The organism is Priestia sp. TGN 0903 (assembly GCF_050846855.1).
Classification (GTDB): Bacteria; Bacillota; Bacilli; order Bacillales; family Bacillaceae_H; genus Priestia; species Priestia zanthoxyli.
Genome location: NZ_JBOZGL010000007.1, coordinates 60,728 through 75,776, shown reverse-complemented (window position 1 = coordinate 75,776; position 15,049 = coordinate 60,728). Strand labels below are relative to the sequence as shown.

The window sequence follows — 15,049 nt, the reverse complement described above, 5'->3', positions numbered from 1 at the left end:
AACCGCTCTCCTCCCACAATGTAAACGCTTACTAATATTTATTTTAATTCTAAAAAATTAAAATTCAATAAAAATTATAAATTTTTACAAAAAAAGAGGAATTTCGCAAGCGATGTCGAAATTAATACAAGTGACAGTTAATCACAGTAATCAAACAGTAAGGAGAGGTTTTCGACATGGGTCAAACAGAAGTAGTCATTGTAAGCGCTGTACGTACAGCAATCGGCAGCTTTGGGGGAAGCTTACAAAATGTATCCGCAACAACTTTAGGTGGTACTGTAATCAAAGAAGCTTTAAACAAAGCAGGGGTATCAGCAAACGAAGTAGATGAAGTTATTATGGGAAATGTCTTACAAGCAGGTTTAGGACAAAATCCAGCACGACAAGCAACTTTAGCAGCAGGGTTACCTGAAACTGTTTCAGCATTAACCATCAATAAAGTATGCGGATCAGGACTAAAAGCAGTACATCTCGCTACACAGGCGATTCTTGCTGGGGATGCTGATGTGATTGTTGCTGGTGGAATGGAAAACATGAGCCAAGCACCATACCTATTAAAAAATGCACGCAACGGGTTTAAAATGGGCGATCAAAAAGTAGTCGACAGCATGATCCAAGATGGATTATGGTGTGCATTTAACGACTACCATATGGGCGTTACAGCTGAAAACCTGTGTGATAAATATGAAATTACTCGCGACGAACAAGATGCATTTGCAGCTTCAAGTCAGCAAAAAGCAGAAGCAGCTATTCAATCTGGCCGTTTCGCAGATGAAATTGTGCCAGTAGAAGTGCCTGGAAGAAAAGGCCAAGTAACAATTTTTGAACAAGATGAGTTCCCACGCGCAGGCACAACGGCTGAAAGTCTAGGAAAGCTACGTCCAGCTTTCAAAAAAGACGGTTCAGTAACAGCTGGTAATGCATCTGGTATCAATGACGGTGCAGCTGCAGTAGTGGTAATGAGCCGTAAAAAAGCAGACGAGTTAGGCCTAACACCATTAGTGTCTATTAAAGCTAATGCAACTGCTGGAGTAGACCCAAGCATTATGGGAATCGGTCCTGTAAGCGCAGTGAAAAAGGCGCTTGAAAGAGCTGCTGTTTCATTAGAAGACGTTCAACTAGTAGAAGCAAACGAAGCATTCGCTGCACAGTCAATCGCTGTGGATCGTGAACTTCAATTTAACCATGATATTTTAAATGTAAACGGTGGAGCAATTGCGCTTGGACATCCTATTGGTGCAAGTGGTACACGTGTCCTGGTTTCACTTATTCATGAAATGCAAAAACGCGACGCAAAACTTGGTTTAGCAACGTTATGTATTGGCGGAGGCCAAGGTGTTGCAACAATCGTTGAACGTCCTTAATTTTTGATATAGCTTTAACAAACATTAAAGCTATATCACAACGCCACAGATTCCAAACATACTGCTTTGGAACTCGTGGCGTTTTTGTTTTTCTTTGAATTTTGTCTACTAATATAACTTTTTTGACAAAAAAATGATTAAATTATAATTTTTAGTTATATATATATTTAAAAAGAAATAAAAATCTTTTATAATAGATTAGAAAGCGTTTTCAAAAATAACGAAGGGGTGGTTATGTATGAAACAAGTACATACGTCGTTTAAAGAAGCGGTGAAAGATATTCACGACGGTGCTACGATGATGGTCGGTGGTTTTGGTTTATGTGGAATTCCGGAGAATTTGATTTTAGCGTTAGTTGAAACAGGGGTAAAAGATTTAACCGTAATTTCAAATAACTGCGGCGTAGACGACTGGGGACTTGGACTGCTTCTGAAAAACAAACAAATTAAAAAGATGATTGGCTCTTACGTGGGAGAAAATAAAGAGTTTGAAAGACAAGTATTGTCAGGAGAAATTGAAGTAGAATTGCTACCTCAAGGCACGCTAGCTGAAAAGATTCGCGCCGGCGGAGCGGGCATACCTGCATTTTATACACCAGCGGGAGTGGGAACACCCATTGCTGAAGGAAAAGAAGTTCGTGTGTTTGATGGGAAAGAATATTTACTAGAAGAGGCGTTAAAAGCTGATTTTAGTTTGGTTAGAGCTTGGAAAGCCGATCATATGGGGAATTTAGTGTATAACAAGACAGCGCGCAATTTCAGCCCAATGATTGCAGCAGCAGGAAAAGTGACGATAGCAGAAGTAGAGGAACTTCATCCAACAGGTTCACTTGATCCAAATATTATCCACACACCTAGTGTATATGTTCAATCGTTAATTATTGGTGAACAAGAAAAACGTATTGAGCGTTTAACCGTTCAAAAATAACAAAAGGGGAGAGATTTTTCATGATTGAAAACGGCGTGAACGTGAGAGAGCGAATTGCAAAACGTGCTGAAAAAGAAATTTTGGACGGATTTTATGTAAACCTTGGAATTGGTATTCCAACGCTTGTGGCTAATCATATCTCAGATAATAAAACGGTTGTGCTTCAGTCCGAAAACGGTCTGTTAGGCATTGGACCATATCCGAAAGAAGGAGAAGTAGATCCTGATTTAATTAATGCAGGTAAAGAAACCGTAACGGCGACAAAAGGGGCTTCTTACTTCGACAGTGCTGAATCGTTTGGCATGATTCGCGGAGGGCATATTAATATTGCGATTTTAGGAGGCATGGAAGTCTCAAAAACTGGTGACTTAGCTAACTGGATGATTCCTGGAAAAATGATTAAAGGAATGGGCGGTGCAATGGATTTAGTTCATGGAGCGCAGCGCATCATTGTTATTATGGAACATGTGACGAGAAAAGACCAACCTAAAATCTTAAATGAGTGCACCCTCCCTCTGACAGGAAAAGGGGTAGTAGATCGTATTATTACAGATCGAGCGGTCATTGACATTACGGCAGAAGGCCTAAAACTTGTCGAAGTAGCGAAAGGCTATACGGTAGAAGATATTCAACAGTCTACAGAGCCAACTCTAATCATTGATGAACATGTAAAACTAGATGCATTTTGATTTTTGGTAACAAAAGCAAGAATATGATACAATATCTCTCAATTAAAGTAGCGGGGGAATTGTGATGGCTAAAAAAAAGCAAAAACAATCAGCACAAAAACAAAATGATCAGCTCAGTATCAAAGATCAGCTAAATGATAGCTTATTAAAACAGCTTCAGGCTAAAAAACAGGCGCTTTCTTTAAAAGAAGAAGAGCAGAAAGAAACAGAACGTAAAGAAGCTGCTCGAATTCGAAAAGAAAAAGAAAAAAATAAATCGTTTGAAGAACTGTTAAATGAAAGTGATATGAACTGGTCCGAATTTAAAAAATAAAAGCGCCGATAAAGGCGCTTTTATTTTTTAACGATGAGCTTCATATTGGTTTGCTTTAAAGATCGAGTGCAGTTTGTTCACTTCAGTAGGCTGTAGGGGGGAGGTCTCGACAGCCTTTACGTTTTCACGAAGCTGTGAAGAAGAGCTTGCTCCTGCTACAACTGAGGCTACCGCAGGATTAGCTAAACAGTATTGAAGTGCAGTTGAATTCAGAGAGTGATTTGGTCGTACGTGACGAAATGCTTCAATCGTTTTTGATAATTCCGTACCGCTATAGTCTAAGTATCCCTTACCTTCGAATGCAGCAAGCTTTTGCTCTCCGTTTTCGGTTAGCAGCCCTTTGGCTACTGGACCTCTGGCTACAACGCTAATGCCGTTATCATGCAAAAGAGGAAGTGCACTTTCTTCAGGACGTCTGTCTAACAAGCTGTATTGCATCATGACACTGACAATAGAAGAGTTTTGCACATACTCTCGAATCACATTCGGGCGGATAGATGAAATACCATAGTAGCGAATGACGCCTTCTTGTTTTAATTCTTCAAATGCTTCAATCGTTTCTTCAATATTGTCTTCAACGGTCCCTCCGTGCAGTTGATATAAATCGATGTAATCCGTTTGAAGCCGGCGCAGGCTTTCTTTTACTTCATCTTTTATGTAAGATTTAGACGGATCCCATGTCCAGCTGTCTTTTGCATCATTCCAGCGATTTCCTACTTTTGTGGCTAAAACAATATCATGTCTGCGGTTTTTTAAAGCTTGTCCCACAAACTCCTCGTTTAAGCCAAAGTCATATAAATCTGCTGTATCAAAATAATTAATGCCATATTCCAGAGCTTCATCAATCATATTGACAGCGTGTTTCTGTTCCGTGCCAAGAGACATGCATCCTAAACCTAATGTACTGACCAGCAAATCTGAAGTACCTAAGCGTCTTTTTTCCATATATGCCACTCCTTATTTTTTACTTGCTTCTATCTATTGTAGCGCTATGATAGAGGGAAACTCAAATAAGAAGATTAAAAAACTGCAGCACAATTAGTGTCTGCAGTCTGCTTGTTGTTTGTAAGAATTAAAATTTTGAGAGATAGCGTTCGTCCACTCATCAACATACTGAAATTGTTCGCCGTATTCTTTTAACTTTTGCTTAATTTCCCATGCTTTACCGACTAAAATGATTTGCTTCTCGTGAACATAAACTTTCATTTTTTCTACCTCCCAAGATTCGTATGATAGAATATATGTAAGAGTCAAAAAAATAGAACGAGGTGGAGAAAATGGATCATTTAACAGAAAAAATGCGGTCATCTGAAAAGCTGTTTGGAGGCAGAGTGATTGATTTGTACTTAGAAGAAGTAGAGCTTCCGAACGGAAAAACGAGTACAAGAGAAGTAGTTAAGCATCCTGGAGCTGTCGCTGTCATTGCGTTAACAAGTGATCATAAAATGGTTATGGTCAAACAGTATCGCAGACCGATGGATCGTATTTTAGTGGAAATTCCAGCCGGAAAGCTAGAAAAAGGAGAAGAGCCGATTGTAACGGCAAAACGTGAGTTAGAAGAAGAAACGGGCTATACAACAGATTCCCTTAGCCATATTATTTCTTTTTATACATCGCCAGGTTTTGCAGATGAGTTGGTTCACGTTTATTTAGCAGAAGATTTAAAAGTGATGACCACCAAAGCGGAATTGGACGAAGATGAATTTGTTGAAGTGATGGAAGTTACTGTAGATGAGGCCCTTACTCTTATTCAAAACAAAGAAATTTACGATGCAAAAACAGCATATGCTGTGCAGTACTTACAGTTAAAAAGCGGATTAGGAGAGTAAGAGAGTTTTTTCTTTTACATACGTACGGCAATCTAGCAATTTAGAGGTTTACATTGAAACGTCATTTGATGTGAGAAAAAACAGGCATGCGCGTATCTCTAGCTTAAAAAATTTGTGACAACCATATATTAGTTGAAGAAAAATCCGAACGATAAATAGAGATTATTGATTTAGAATCAAATTCGTTCGGATTTTTTTTAAGTTGATGGTGAACGTAGCTTTCATTTATGTAGTTGGTTCTAGCGGTTGATTGGAGGTCAAGGCGAAGACTCCTGCGGGAAAAGCGGAATAGGTGAGACCCCGCAGGAGCGTACGCGACGAGGAGGCTCGCCGGCCGCCCGCGGAAAGCGAAGCCTTGCATGAAAATCAACAGCGGTGTCACAAGCTATCCATACTATCTCATTTGTTCTTATTTAGATTAGATTAATTTCATTATGTCTTAATCTCTTTTTTATGTGATAGATTTAAAAGATTCTTGGCATAGTTTTTGTACTCTATCATACACTCTATTAAGCGATTAATAGGAGGAAGACGATGAGAAAAAAACAATTGCCATTATCGTATGCAAGACATTTTCAAGAAAACAGTTCTATTTATTTATTTGTAACCGTGCTGTTTTTAATGGGAATCATTTTTGGGGCTATTGTTGTAAATAGTTTGACGCTTGATCAAAAAGAAGACCTGTACTTCTATTTAAACCGGTTTTTCGGACAGGTAAAGAGTGGGGAAGTAGCAAGCAGCGTTGAAATGTTTCAGCAAAGTTTTTTTCACAATGTTAAATACTTAGGGCTCATTTGGATACTAGGAATTGCTATTATTGGTTTGCCTGTAGTGTTAATTCTGCTGTTTTTAAAAGGAATGGTGATTGGTTTTACCGTAGGCTTTTTAGTCAATCAAATGGGACTCTCTGGGTTTGCGCTATCTTTTGTATCTGTTATGCCGCAAAATATCTTTCTCATACCGGCATTTCTGATTCTGTCTGCAGCTTCAGTTGCCTTTTCTTTGAAGCTTGTGCGGCAGCAGTTTTTTAAAAAAGCAGCGGAGCCTATTTCTGCATCCTTTTTACGCTATAGCGGCACGATGATTGCAATGGTATGCTTGGTTGCCTGTGCAGCTACAGTTGAAGCTTATGTATCACCTACTTTAATGAAAAGTGTAATGGCTCTATTAAATAAGTAAGAATAAGTATTAAATAAAAAGAATTCTTTTTTCTTATTAAGAATAACTTTATTTTGACACCCTCGACACATCTGATATAATGGATTAGTGAATGGCGAGGGAGGGAATAATTATGGAAAGTCGAATTGAGCGAATTAAGCAGCAGTTGCACTCAGCTAGCTATAAATTGACACCTCAACGTGAGGCGACTGTAAGAGTACTTCTTGAACATGAAGAGGATCATTTAAGTGCCGAAGATGTATATCTCCTCGTCAAGGAAAAGTCTCCGGAAATTGGATTGGCAACTGTTTATCGTACGTTAGAATTGTTAACTGAACTTAAAATTGTTGATAAAATAAACTTTGGCGATGGCGTTTCTCGCTACGATTTAAGACAAGAAGGAGCCGCACACTTTCATCATCACCTTGTGTGTATGGAATGTGGATCTGTGGACGAAATTCAAGAAGATTTGCTTGAAGACGTTGAAGAAATTGTGGAAAAGCAATGGAATTTTAAAATTAAAGATCACCGCTTGACATTTCATGGCATTTGCCATCGCTGTCAGGATAAAGAAGACAAGCAGTAAAAGCCTTTTCCATAATGGAGAAGGTTTTTTGTTGTACATAAATAGAAAAAATAAAGAGGTTACAAGCTATATGGTTTTATAGAAAGGAAGGAAATGACAAGGAGAGAACTCAGCGTATAAAGGCAAGAAACATGTATAAAACCTGTCCCAATTGGCATATCTTCTAATAGAATCAAAAATTGGAGGAATTGTTTCATGAAATCATGGGCTGAAATGGTATATAATACATGTAAAGTATTTATCTTATTTACCGGGTTTACTCTTTTGTTTTATTTTGGAATGATATGGGTATCTCAAGAGTATCAAAATTATAAACGTTATGATGAGCCGTCGGGTTCAGCAGTTAAGGTCATGCAAGCAAGTGTGAACAAAGATCAGACGTGGCTGGAGCGTTTATTTATGTTTTATCAAAACGGGGAGTAGAGGCTATTGAATGATCAAATTCAAGATTTTATTCATTATTTAGTAGTAGAGCGGGGACTGGCGAAAAATACGATTGATTCGTATGAACGAGATTTAAAAAAGTATGCTCAATATTTAGAGCATGTAGAGCAGCTGAAATCATTTAATGAAGTAACAAGACTCCACATCGTTAATTTTCTGAAATATTTAAGTGATCAGCAAAAATCATCTAAAACGATTGCGAGACATGTAGCTTCAACTAGATCTTTTCATCAATTCTTACTAAGGGAAAAATCAGCGGATACAGATCCATCCGTTCATATTGATACTCCGCAGCTTGAGCGCAAGCTGCCAAAAGTGCTAAATGCAGAGGAAGTAGAGGCGCTGTTAAATGTGTTTGATACTTCGACGCCTTTTGGCATACGAGACAAAGCGATGCTTGAATTGCTTTATGCTACTGGAATTCGTGTATCTGAACTCGTTAACTTAAATATTGATGATGCACATTTGACGATGGGATTTATTCGGTGTATCGGAAAAGGGAATAAAGAAAGAATTGTCCCCATCGGAAGGTTGGCAACAGAGGCGATTGAAGAGTACTTACAGCATGGCCGGAGTATTTTAACAAAGCAAAAGGAACAGGACAAAGCACTTTTTGTTAATCATCATGGAAGGCGCTTGACAAGGCAGGGGTTTTGGAAAATATTAAAAAAGTTAGCTTCTGAAGCAAAAATTGAAAAAGAATTAACTCCACATACGTTACGGCATTCGTTTGCTACTCATTTGTTAGAGAACGGCGCGGATTTGAGAGCCGTTCAAGAAATGCTCGGGCATGCGGATATTTCGACCACTCAAATTTATACACATGTCACAAAAGCTCGTTTAAAAGATGTATACAATCAGTTTCACCCGCGAGCGTAGGAAGATCCCAATGTCCAGTAAGTTCATAGACATTGGTTTTTTTGATTGAAAACACTTTCATTCCTGTGTACAAAAAAATAAAAAGCGTCTATACTAATAGAGAGGTCAGACTTCTGACCAATAAGAGAAGATGGTTAAATTATTTCCAAACGGGAATTTTATAGAGAATAAATAAATTGATATTTGGAGGGAATAAAATGGCGCATACATATAAACGCGTATTTTTAGTTGTAATGGATTCAGTAGGTATCGGTGAATCACCGGATGCTGAAAAATACAATGATAAAGGTGCCGATACGTTTGGTCATATTGCAGAGCACTGCAACGGTCTTCATATGCCTAATATGGCTAAGCTTGGTCTAAGCAATATCCGTGAAATTAAAGGAATTGATAAAGCCGAAAAGCCGCTCGCTTACTATACAAAGATGCAGGAAGCTTCTGCCGGAAAAGATACAATGACAGGTCATTGGGAAATTATGGGCCTTAATATTGATACGCCTTTTAATGTGTTTCCAGACGGATTTCCAGAAGAGCTGATTTCACAATTAGAAGAAAAAACAGGCCGTAAAATTATTGGGAACAAACCAGCATCTGGTACAGAAATTTTAGATGAGTTAGGAAAGCAGCATATGGAAACAGGTGACTTAATCGTCTATACATCAGCGGATTCTGTTTTGCAAATTGCTGCTCATGAAGAAATTGTTCCAATTGATGAATTGTACAAAATTTGTGAGATTGCTCGTGAATTAACGCTTGATGATCCATATATGATTGGACGTGTTATTGCTCGCCCGTTTTTAGGTGAACCAGGTAACTTCACTCGTACATCCAATCGTCATGACTATGCATTAAAGCCTTTTGGACGTACAGTAATGAATGAATTAAAAGACAATGACATCGATGTTATTGCTATCGGTAAAATTTCTGATATTTACGACGGAGAAGGGGTCACAAAATCTCTTCGTACCAAGTCGAATATGGACGGCATGGATAAGCTAGTTGATACATTAAACATGGACTTCACAGGCTTAAGCTTCTTAAATTTAGTTGATTTTGATGCTCTCTATGGCCATCGCCGCGATCCACAAGGATATGGGCAAGCGCTTGAAGAATATGATGCACGCTTGGAAGAAGTATTCGATTTATTAAAAGAAGATGATTTATTGATTATTACAGCGGATCATGGAAATGACCCTGTTCATCATGGGACAGACCATACGCGTGAATACGTGCCGCTTCTTGTGTACAATAAAGGCATGAAAGAAGGAAAAGAACTTTCTATTCGTCAAACGTTTGCGGATATTGGCGCAACGGTAGCAGAAAATTTTGGCGTAGCAATGCCTAAGCATGGAAAAAGTTTTTTACAAGAGCTGAATTAAGCAGGGGGAATGGAGTATGAAAAAAGAATATATCGAAAAAGCAGCAGCATATATTAAAAATCAATCAGCTGTTACACCAACCATTGGTCTTATTTTAGGTTCTGGACTAGGGGTATTAGCTGACGAAATTGAAGGCGCGGTAAAAATTCCGTACAACGACATTCCTGAGTTCCCGGTTTCAACAGTTGAAGGTCACGCTGGTCAATTAGTCATTGGCACCATTCATGACGTACCGGTTGTAGCTATGCAAGGACGTTTTCACTTTTATGAAGGGTACGCCCTTGATAAAGTAACATTTCCAGTGCGCGTAATGAAAGAAATCGGTGTAGAAACGTTGATTGTAACGAATGCAGCAGGCGGAGTAAACGAATCCTTTAATCCAGGAGACTTAATGATTATTTCTGATCATATTAATAACTTTGGAACGAACCCTTTGATTGGACCTAATGACTCTGATTTTGGCGTAAGATTCCCGGATATGTCAACTGCTTACTGCAAGGACCTTCGTCAATTAGCGAAGAAAGTAGGAGCTGATTTAAATATCGCCTTACAAGAAGGTGTATATGTAGGAAATACAGGTCCAACATATGAAACGCCTGCTGAAGTACGAATGCTTCGCATTATCGGGGGAGACGCGGTCGGTATGTCTACAGTACCAGAAGTTATTGTAGCACGCCATGCAGGTATGAAAGTACTGGGTATTTCTTGTATTTCTAATATGGCAGCTGGTATTTTAGATCAGCCCTTAAATCATGAAGAAGTGATTGAAACGACTGAAAAAGTAAAACAGCAGTTTTTATCGCTTGTAAAAGAAGTAGTAAAGCAACTTCCAGCTGATCAAAAATAAGAAGAAAATATGACTTCAAGCATCGAGAATTTCTCGATGCTTTTTTTATTTCGTTTAGTATAAATCGATTATACCTTGGAAAAAATAGGTTGTATAAAGAATGGAGGTTTGTGGAGATGAAGCGAACTATTGTAAAGTTACTCGTTGTCATATTTTTATTTCCACTTATGACGCAACCTGTTTTAGCCGCAGAAAAAAAGAGTTCTGAGCTTGCTGACAGTGCTAGGTCAGCTATTTTAATTGAACGGGATACAGGAAAAATTCTATACGAAAAAAATAGTAATCAAGAACTTCCCCCTGCCAGTATGACTAAAATTATGACAATGATTTTAATTATGGAGGCTTTGGATAAAGGGAAAATTACCTTAAAAGATAAAGTGCGAGCAAGTGAATATGCCGCTTCAATGGGAGGCTCACAAATCTTTTTAGAGCCCGGAGAAGAAATGACGGTAAATGATTTGCTAAAAGGGATTGCGATAGGTTCTGGTAACGATGCTTCTATGGCAATGGCTGAATATTTAGCTGGATCAGAAGAAAAATTTGTAGCAAAGATGAACCAAAAAGCGAAAGAGCTTGGTTTGACTCATACAAAATTTCAAAATCCGACAGGCCTGCCTGTAGAAAATCACTATAGTACAGCTCATGATATGGCCATGATGGGCAGAGAGCTACTAAAGTATGAAAAAATTATTAACTATACAAGTAAATACGAAGCTTATTTACGCACGGATACAGATAAGAAGTTTTGGTTAGTAAATACGAATCGTTTAGTGAAGTTTTATCCCGGGGTTGATGGACTCAAAACGGGATTTACAGGTCAAGCTAAGTATTGCCTGACAGCTACCGCTAAAAAGGGAAATATGCGTGTGTTAGCGGTTGTATTCGGTGCAAGCACGCCAAAAGATCGCAATAATCAAGTAACCAAAATGTTAGACTACGCATTCAGTCAATATACAACGAAGCCTTTATACAAAAAAGGAGACGTTATTGCCAAGATAGATGTAAACAAGGGTAGTGAAGATCAGGTAACAGCCGTTACGTCAGAGCCTATTTCTGTTTTATTGAAAAAAGGAAATGCAGCCAAAGATGTTAAAACAGAAGTGAAAATGAACGAGAAGTTAAATGCGCCTATTCAAAAAGGCGACAAAATTGGAACGTTGACCATTAAGAAGGATAACAAAGTAATGAGTTCTTCACCGCTTCTTGCAAAAGAAGATATCGATGCTGCTTCTTGGTGGAAGCTATTTAAACGTACGTTCTCTATTTTCTCTCAAACATCTTAAACAGCTAAATGTGACGAAATAGAACTAGTTTTGTCGGTGAGAAGGATTCTATTCTGTTGGCAGCGAAAGATTGACTATAAGATTTCCGAGGAGGTTTGTATAGTGAGTCTTTCAATTGAATTGGAATTCAAACAAGATGTCTTGTTGGTTCGATTAACAGGAGAATTAGATCATCATACGGCAGAAGAGCTAAGAAGCAAAATCACCCAAGCGATAGAGAAGGAATCTATCAGCCATTTGATTTTAAATCTACAGCATTTAACCTTTATGGACAGCTCTGGGTTGGGGGTTATTTTAGGGAGATACAAACAAGTTCATAATAACGGTGGGGAAATGGTTGTATGCGCTATTTCTCCCGCTGTAGAACGTTTGTTTAATATGTCAGGCTTATTTAAAATTATTCGTTTTGAACCTAATGAAGAAAACGCGCTTCAAAAATTGGGGGTGGCATAATGAAAAATCAAATGAACCTCCAATTTTCCGCGCTTAGTCAAAATGAATCGTTTGCCCGTGTCACGGTAGCATCATTTATTACACAGTTAGATCCAACAATGGATGAGTTAACAGAAATTAAAACAGTCGTATCTGAAGCAGTAACAAATGCTATTATTCACGGCTACGAAAGCAATCCGGACGGTGTGGTATATATTTCTGTGACGCTTCATGAAGACGGTGTAGTGGAGCTGATGATTCGTGATGAAGGAATTGGTATCGATAACGTGGATGAAGCAAAGCAGCCTTTATACACAACGAAACCAGATCTAGAACGCTCTGGAATGGGTTTCACCATAATGGAAAACTTTATGGACGAAATTCGAGTAGAGTCTACTGTATTAGAAGGTACGACCTTATATTTAAAAAAGCACTTAACAAATAGTAAAGCGCTATGTAATTAAGGAGACTTGCCAATGGATGTGGAGGTCAAAAAAAATAAAAACGAACCGTATTTAAAGGATCATGAAGTTAAAGACCTCATCAAGCGCAGTCAGCAAGGTGATCAAATTGCACGAGATACAATCGTCCAAAAAAATATGCGGCTCGTTTGGTCGGTTGTTCAACGTTTTATTAACCGTGGTTATGAGCCCGATGATTTATTTCAAATTGGATGTATAGGACTATTAAAGTCCGTTGATAAATTTGACCTATCGTATGATGTTAAATTTTCAACATATGCTGTTCCGATGATTATTGGTGAAATTCAGCGGTTTATTCGTGATGATGGCACGGTAAAGGTTAGCCGTTCTCTGAAAGAAATGAGCAATAAAATACGTAAAGCAAAAGATGAGCTTTCCAAATTGCTTGGACGCGTCCCTACAGTCGCTGAGGTTGCAGAACATTTGGATCTCACTCCTGAAGAAGTAGTGCTGGCTCAAGAAGCTAATCGTGCTCCTTCGTCTATTCACGAGACCGTCTATGAAAATGATGGAGATCCAATTACCCTTCTTGACCAAATTGCTGATCATACGGAAGCGAAGTGGTTTGATAAAATTGCTTTAAAAGAAGCAATTGAAGAACTTGATGAGCGTGAAAAGCTCATTGTCTATTTGAGGTATTACAAAGATCAAACTCAGTCCGAAGTGGCCGCAAGGCTGGGAATTTCTCAGGTTCAGGTATCGAGGCTTGAGAAGAAAATCTTAAAACAAATGAAGCTGCATATGAATGATACGTAATACTTAAGAAGCAATCCGTTTTGCTATTCAAAGAAGAATAGTGAAACGGATTGCTTTTTTTATTTGGTAATTAATGGTCTGTTCAGAAACGTGAATTAGAAAATTTAAGAAAATCCATACTACACGTACAGGGAGATAATGAATCGTAAGGTGTGATATGAATGGAAAACGTTCTTTATCTTAAAATGAGGCATCGTATTCAAGTAAAACCTGATGAAGCTGTAAATATTGGACAATTAGCAATGGTTATAGCAGGAGATTCTGTTCAAAAGCAAATTGAAAAGCTAATTGTCTATCAAGTAAGTATGAGTGATCGAAATATTATCATTGTTGATTTAATGAAGGTAATTGAAAAAGTTGCCTCTCAGTATCCGCACTTAGACATTCAGACGATTGGACCCGCTCAAACAATTGTAGAGGTCGTGTATAAAAAGAGACAATATTCCTTTTTGTTTTTTCTAGCTGTTTGGTTTCTTCTCTTCATCGGAGCTGCTTTAGCAATTATGAACTTTCACGAAGATGTGAGTATGAGACAAGTACATCAAAAATTGTTCTATATGCTGACCGGTCTGAGAGATAAGCAGCCTTTGCTGATTCAAGTGCCTTACTCTATCGGTTTAGGGTTGGGAATGATTCTGTTTTTTAACCACGTCTTTAGAAAACGAATTAATGAAGAGCCTAGTCCTCTCGAAGTCGAAATGTTTAATTACCAGCAAGACTTAGATCAATACGTCATTATGCACGAGAATAAAGAAAGTATGAAAAAAATTGATGATCATTAACATTGTGATGACCATTGTAATTGGACTTGCGGGAGGATTGGCTGCAGGTGCTGGGTTTGTAGCATTTTTAACGGTGCTGGGCATTATTCCGCGTTTGATGCAGCTGACCAAAACCATGAAATACATTCAAGCATATGAGTGGGGAGTCGTAGGTGGTGCCGTTACAGGCGGTTGGTGCAGTCTTCATCAATACACGTGGCAGTTTCCTGCGGTGCTTATTATGATCATAGGTCTAACGAGCGGTATTTTTATTGGGATGCTGGCAGCAGCGTTAACAGAAGTGCTTAATGTATTACCGACGTTAACGAAACGAATAGGAATGGAAGGCAAGCTAATTTTATTGTTAATGGCCATTGTACTAGGCAAAGTATGCGGGTCATTATTTCATTGGATTTATTTTGTTAATCAATAAGAAAAGGATGTATGTAACGTGGCAAATAATCAAAAATTAAAAGATAACTATCAAGAAAGCATTAAACCATTTCAGCCTAAACCTTCATATGTGGCAAATTGCCTAAAGGCCTTTTTGGTAGGGGGAATCATTTGTACATTAGGACAGGCAATTCAAAATTTCTATATTGCATTTTTTGACTTTAATGAAAAAAATGCAGGTAATCCTACCGTCGCAACCCTTATTTTAATATCTGCGCTCTTAACCGGGTTTGGGATATATGATCGTATTGGTCAATTCGCAGGTGCAGGTTCAGCCGTTCCTGTTACGGGTTTTGCCAATTCCATGACGAGTGCAGCGCTTGAACATCGAAGTGAAGGAATTGTTCTCGGAGTTGCGACCAACATGTTCAAGCTGGCTGGAAACGTCATTGTATTTGGAACGGTTTCGGCTTACGTTGTAGGAATCATTCGCTACCTTTTTAAAACTTATTTGCTATGAAAAGAG

General features: G+C 38.4%; 20 protein-coding genes. 18 read left to right on the top strand and 2 right to left on the bottom strand.

Annotated features, from left to right (window positions below):
* The first annotated feature begins 176 nt into the window (after positions 1–176).
* The 4 genes from ACRPLY_RS21705 to ACRPLY_RS21690 all read left to right on the top strand — a co-directional run bounded on the left by ACRPLY_RS21705 (position 177) and on the right by ACRPLY_RS21690 (position 3,294).
* Positions 177–1,364: an acetyl-CoA C-acetyltransferase gene (locus ACRPLY_RS21705; protein WP_028411556.1), complete on the top strand. Its 1,188-nt coding sequence runs from the start codon at positions 177–179 to the stop codon at positions 1,362–1,364.
* Between the two features lie 238 nt (positions 1,365–1,602).
* Complete coding sequence (locus ACRPLY_RS21700) at positions 1,603–2,292, top strand: CoA transferase subunit A (protein ID WP_028411555.1); 690 nt, start codon at positions 1,603–1,605, stop codon at positions 2,290–2,292.
* A 20-nt stretch (positions 2,293–2,312) separates the two neighbouring features.
* Positions 2,313–2,981 (top strand): CoA transferase subunit B, encoded by a 669-nt coding sequence (locus ACRPLY_RS21695; protein WP_028411554.1) that lies wholly within the window; start codon positions 2,313–2,315, stop codon positions 2,979–2,981.
* 64 nt (positions 2,982–3,045) lie between these two features.
* Positions 3,046–3,294, top strand: a complete 249-nt coding sequence (locus ACRPLY_RS21690; protein ID WP_033579729.1) for a YqkE family protein — start codon at positions 3,046–3,048, stop codon at positions 3,292–3,294.
* A gap of 27 nt (positions 3,295–3,321) precedes the next feature.
* Here ACRPLY_RS21690 and ACRPLY_RS21685 read toward each other — a convergent pair whose 3' ends face one another.
* Together ACRPLY_RS21685 and mciZ are read right to left on the bottom strand one after the other, a co-directional pair.
* Positions 3,322–4,239: an aldo/keto reductase gene (locus tag ACRPLY_RS21685; RefSeq protein ID WP_325077392.1), complete on the bottom strand. Its 918-nt coding sequence runs from the start codon at positions 4,237–4,239 to the stop codon at positions 3,322–3,324.
* Between the two features lie 93 nt (positions 4,240–4,332).
* Positions 4,333–4,500, bottom strand: coding sequence for a Z-ring formation inhibitor MciZ (gene mciZ, locus ACRPLY_RS21680; protein WP_033579730.1), 168 nt, complete (start codon positions 4,498–4,500; stop codon positions 4,333–4,335).
* A 71-nt stretch (positions 4,501–4,571) separates the two neighbouring features.
* On the opposite strand from mciZ, the gene ACRPLY_RS21675 reads away from it, so the two are divergent.
* The 14 genes from ACRPLY_RS21675 (at position 4,572) to spoVAC (ending at position 15,043) form a co-directional block, all read left to right on the top strand.
* A complete protein-coding gene (locus tag ACRPLY_RS21675; protein ID WP_028411551.1) occupies positions 4,572–5,123 on the top strand; it encodes an NUDIX hydrolase in 552 nt (183 codons plus the stop codon).
* A 534-nt stretch (positions 5,124–5,657) separates the two neighbouring features.
* Positions 5,658–6,302: a stage II sporulation protein M gene (spoIIM, locus tag ACRPLY_RS21670; RefSeq protein WP_014458293.1), complete on the top strand. Its 645-nt coding sequence runs from the start codon at positions 5,658–5,660 to the stop codon at positions 6,300–6,302.
* Positions 6,303–6,414: 112 nt separating this feature from the next.
* Complete coding sequence (locus ACRPLY_RS21665; protein ID WP_013059082.1) at positions 6,415–6,867, top strand: Fur family transcriptional regulator; 453 nt, start codon at positions 6,415–6,417, stop codon at positions 6,865–6,867.
* Between the two features lie 195 nt (positions 6,868–7,062).
* Entirely contained in the window at positions 7,063–7,290 is a 228-nt protein-coding gene (locus tag ACRPLY_RS21660) for a YqzK family protein (protein WP_013059081.1), read from the top strand.
* 6 nt (positions 7,291–7,296) lie between these two features.
* Positions 7,297–8,190: a site-specific tyrosine recombinase XerD gene (gene xerD / locus ACRPLY_RS21655; protein WP_165635160.1), complete on the top strand. Its 894-nt coding sequence runs from the start codon at positions 7,297–7,299 to the stop codon at positions 8,188–8,190.
* Between the two features lie 197 nt (positions 8,191–8,387).
* Positions 8,388–9,569 carry a phosphopentomutase gene (deoB, locus tag ACRPLY_RS21650; protein ID WP_028411549.1) on the top strand — a complete coding sequence of 394 codons (1,182 nt, stop codon included), beginning with the start codon at positions 8,388–8,390 and terminating at the stop codon, positions 9,567–9,569.
* Between the two features lie 16 nt (positions 9,570–9,585).
* Positions 9,586–10,416, top strand: coding sequence for a purine-nucleoside phosphorylase (locus tag ACRPLY_RS21645; protein ID WP_028411548.1), 831 nt, complete (start codon positions 9,586–9,588; stop codon positions 10,414–10,416).
* 116 nt (positions 10,417–10,532) lie between these two features.
* Positions 10,533–11,699, top strand: coding sequence for a D-alanyl-D-alanine carboxypeptidase family protein (locus ACRPLY_RS21640; RefSeq protein WP_033579732.1), 1,167 nt, complete (start codon positions 10,533–10,535; stop codon positions 11,697–11,699).
* Positions 11,700–11,801: 102 nt separating this feature from the next.
* Positions 11,802–12,152 (top strand): anti-sigma F factor antagonist, encoded by a 351-nt coding sequence (gene spoIIAA, locus ACRPLY_RS21635; RefSeq protein WP_014458299.1) that lies wholly within the window; start codon positions 11,802–11,804, stop codon positions 12,150–12,152.
* Positions 12,152–12,595, top strand: coding sequence for an anti-sigma F factor (gene spoIIAB, locus ACRPLY_RS21630; RefSeq protein ID WP_013084935.1), 444 nt, complete (start codon positions 12,152–12,154; stop codon positions 12,593–12,595). The genes spoIIAA and spoIIAB overlap by 1 nt, the downstream gene beginning before the upstream one ends.
* Before the next feature lie 12 nt (positions 12,596–12,607).
* Positions 12,608–13,369 (top strand): RNA polymerase sporulation sigma factor SigF, encoded by a 762-nt coding sequence (gene sigF, locus ACRPLY_RS21625; protein WP_013059074.1) that lies wholly within the window; start codon positions 12,608–12,610, stop codon positions 13,367–13,369.
* A 161-nt stretch (positions 13,370–13,530) separates the two neighbouring features.
* Positions 13,531–14,151 carry a stage V sporulation protein AA gene (locus ACRPLY_RS21620; RefSeq protein ID WP_028411546.1) on the top strand — a complete coding sequence of 207 codons (621 nt, stop codon included), beginning with the start codon at positions 13,531–13,533 and terminating at the stop codon, positions 14,149–14,151.
* On the top strand, positions 14,141–14,563 hold the full coding sequence (locus ACRPLY_RS21615) for a stage V sporulation protein AB (protein ID WP_014458301.1): 423 nt from the start codon (positions 14,141–14,143) through the stop codon (positions 14,561–14,563). The genes ACRPLY_RS21620 and ACRPLY_RS21615 overlap by 11 nt, the downstream gene beginning before the upstream one ends.
* An 18-nt stretch (positions 14,564–14,581) precedes the next feature.
* Complete coding sequence (spoVAC, locus tag ACRPLY_RS21610; RefSeq protein ID WP_028411545.1) at positions 14,582–15,043, top strand: stage V sporulation protein AC; 462 nt, start codon at positions 14,582–14,584, stop codon at positions 15,041–15,043.
* Positions 15,044–15,049 lie beyond the last annotated feature (6 nt).

What these genes read in the sequence shown, in the direction of transcription:
- ACRPLY_RS21705 (WP_028411556.1), top strand. Translation starts at nt 177, where the DNA reads ATGGGTCAAACAGAAGTAGTCATTGTAAGCGCTGTACGTACAGCAATC.
- ACRPLY_RS21700 (WP_028411555.1), top strand. Translation starts at nt 1,603, where the DNA reads ATGAAACAAGTACATACGTCGTTTAAAGAAGCGGTGAAAGATATTCAC.
- ACRPLY_RS21695 (WP_028411554.1), top strand. Translation starts at nt 2,313, where the DNA reads ATGATTGAAAACGGCGTGAACGTGAGAGAGCGAATTGCAAAACGTGCT.
- ACRPLY_RS21690 (WP_033579729.1), top strand. Translation starts at nt 3,046, where the DNA reads ATGGCTAAAAAAAAGCAAAAACAATCAGCACAAAAACAAAATGATCAG.
- ACRPLY_RS21685 (WP_325077392.1), bottom strand. Translation starts at nt 4,239, where the DNA reads ATGGAAAAAAGACGCTTAGGTACTTCAGATTTGCTGGTCAGTACATTA.
- mciZ (WP_033579730.1), bottom strand. Translation starts at nt 4,500, where the DNA reads ATGAAAGTTTATGTTCACGAGAAGCAAATCATTTTAGTCGGTAAAGCA.
- ACRPLY_RS21675 (WP_028411551.1), top strand. Translation starts at nt 4,572, where the DNA reads ATGGATCATTTAACAGAAAAAATGCGGTCATCTGAAAAGCTGTTTGGA.
- spoIIM (WP_014458293.1), top strand. Translation starts at nt 5,658, where the DNA reads ATGAGAAAAAAACAATTGCCATTATCGTATGCAAGACATTTTCAAGAA.
- ACRPLY_RS21665 (WP_013059082.1), top strand. Translation starts at nt 6,415, where the DNA reads ATGGAAAGTCGAATTGAGCGAATTAAGCAGCAGTTGCACTCAGCTAGC.
- ACRPLY_RS21660 (WP_013059081.1), top strand. Translation starts at nt 7,063, where the DNA reads ATGAAATCATGGGCTGAAATGGTATATAATACATGTAAAGTATTTATC.
- deoB (WP_028411549.1), top strand. Translation starts at nt 8,388, where the DNA reads ATGGCGCATACATATAAACGCGTATTTTTAGTTGTAATGGATTCAGTA.
- ACRPLY_RS21645 (WP_028411548.1), top strand. Translation starts at nt 9,586, where the DNA reads ATGAAAAAAGAATATATCGAAAAAGCAGCAGCATATATTAAAAATCAA.
- ACRPLY_RS21640 (WP_033579732.1), top strand. Translation starts at nt 10,533, where the DNA reads ATGAAGCGAACTATTGTAAAGTTACTCGTTGTCATATTTTTATTTCCA.
- spoIIAB (WP_013084935.1), top strand. Translation starts at nt 12,152, where the DNA reads ATGAAAAATCAAATGAACCTCCAATTTTCCGCGCTTAGTCAAAATGAA.
- sigF (WP_013059074.1), top strand. Translation starts at nt 12,608, where the DNA reads ATGGATGTGGAGGTCAAAAAAAATAAAAACGAACCGTATTTAAAGGAT.
- ACRPLY_RS21620 (WP_028411546.1), top strand. Translation starts at nt 13,531, where the DNA reads ATGGAAAACGTTCTTTATCTTAAAATGAGGCATCGTATTCAAGTAAAA.
- ACRPLY_RS21615 (WP_014458301.1), top strand. Translation starts at nt 14,141, where the DNA reads ATGATCATTAACATTGTGATGACCATTGTAATTGGACTTGCGGGAGGA.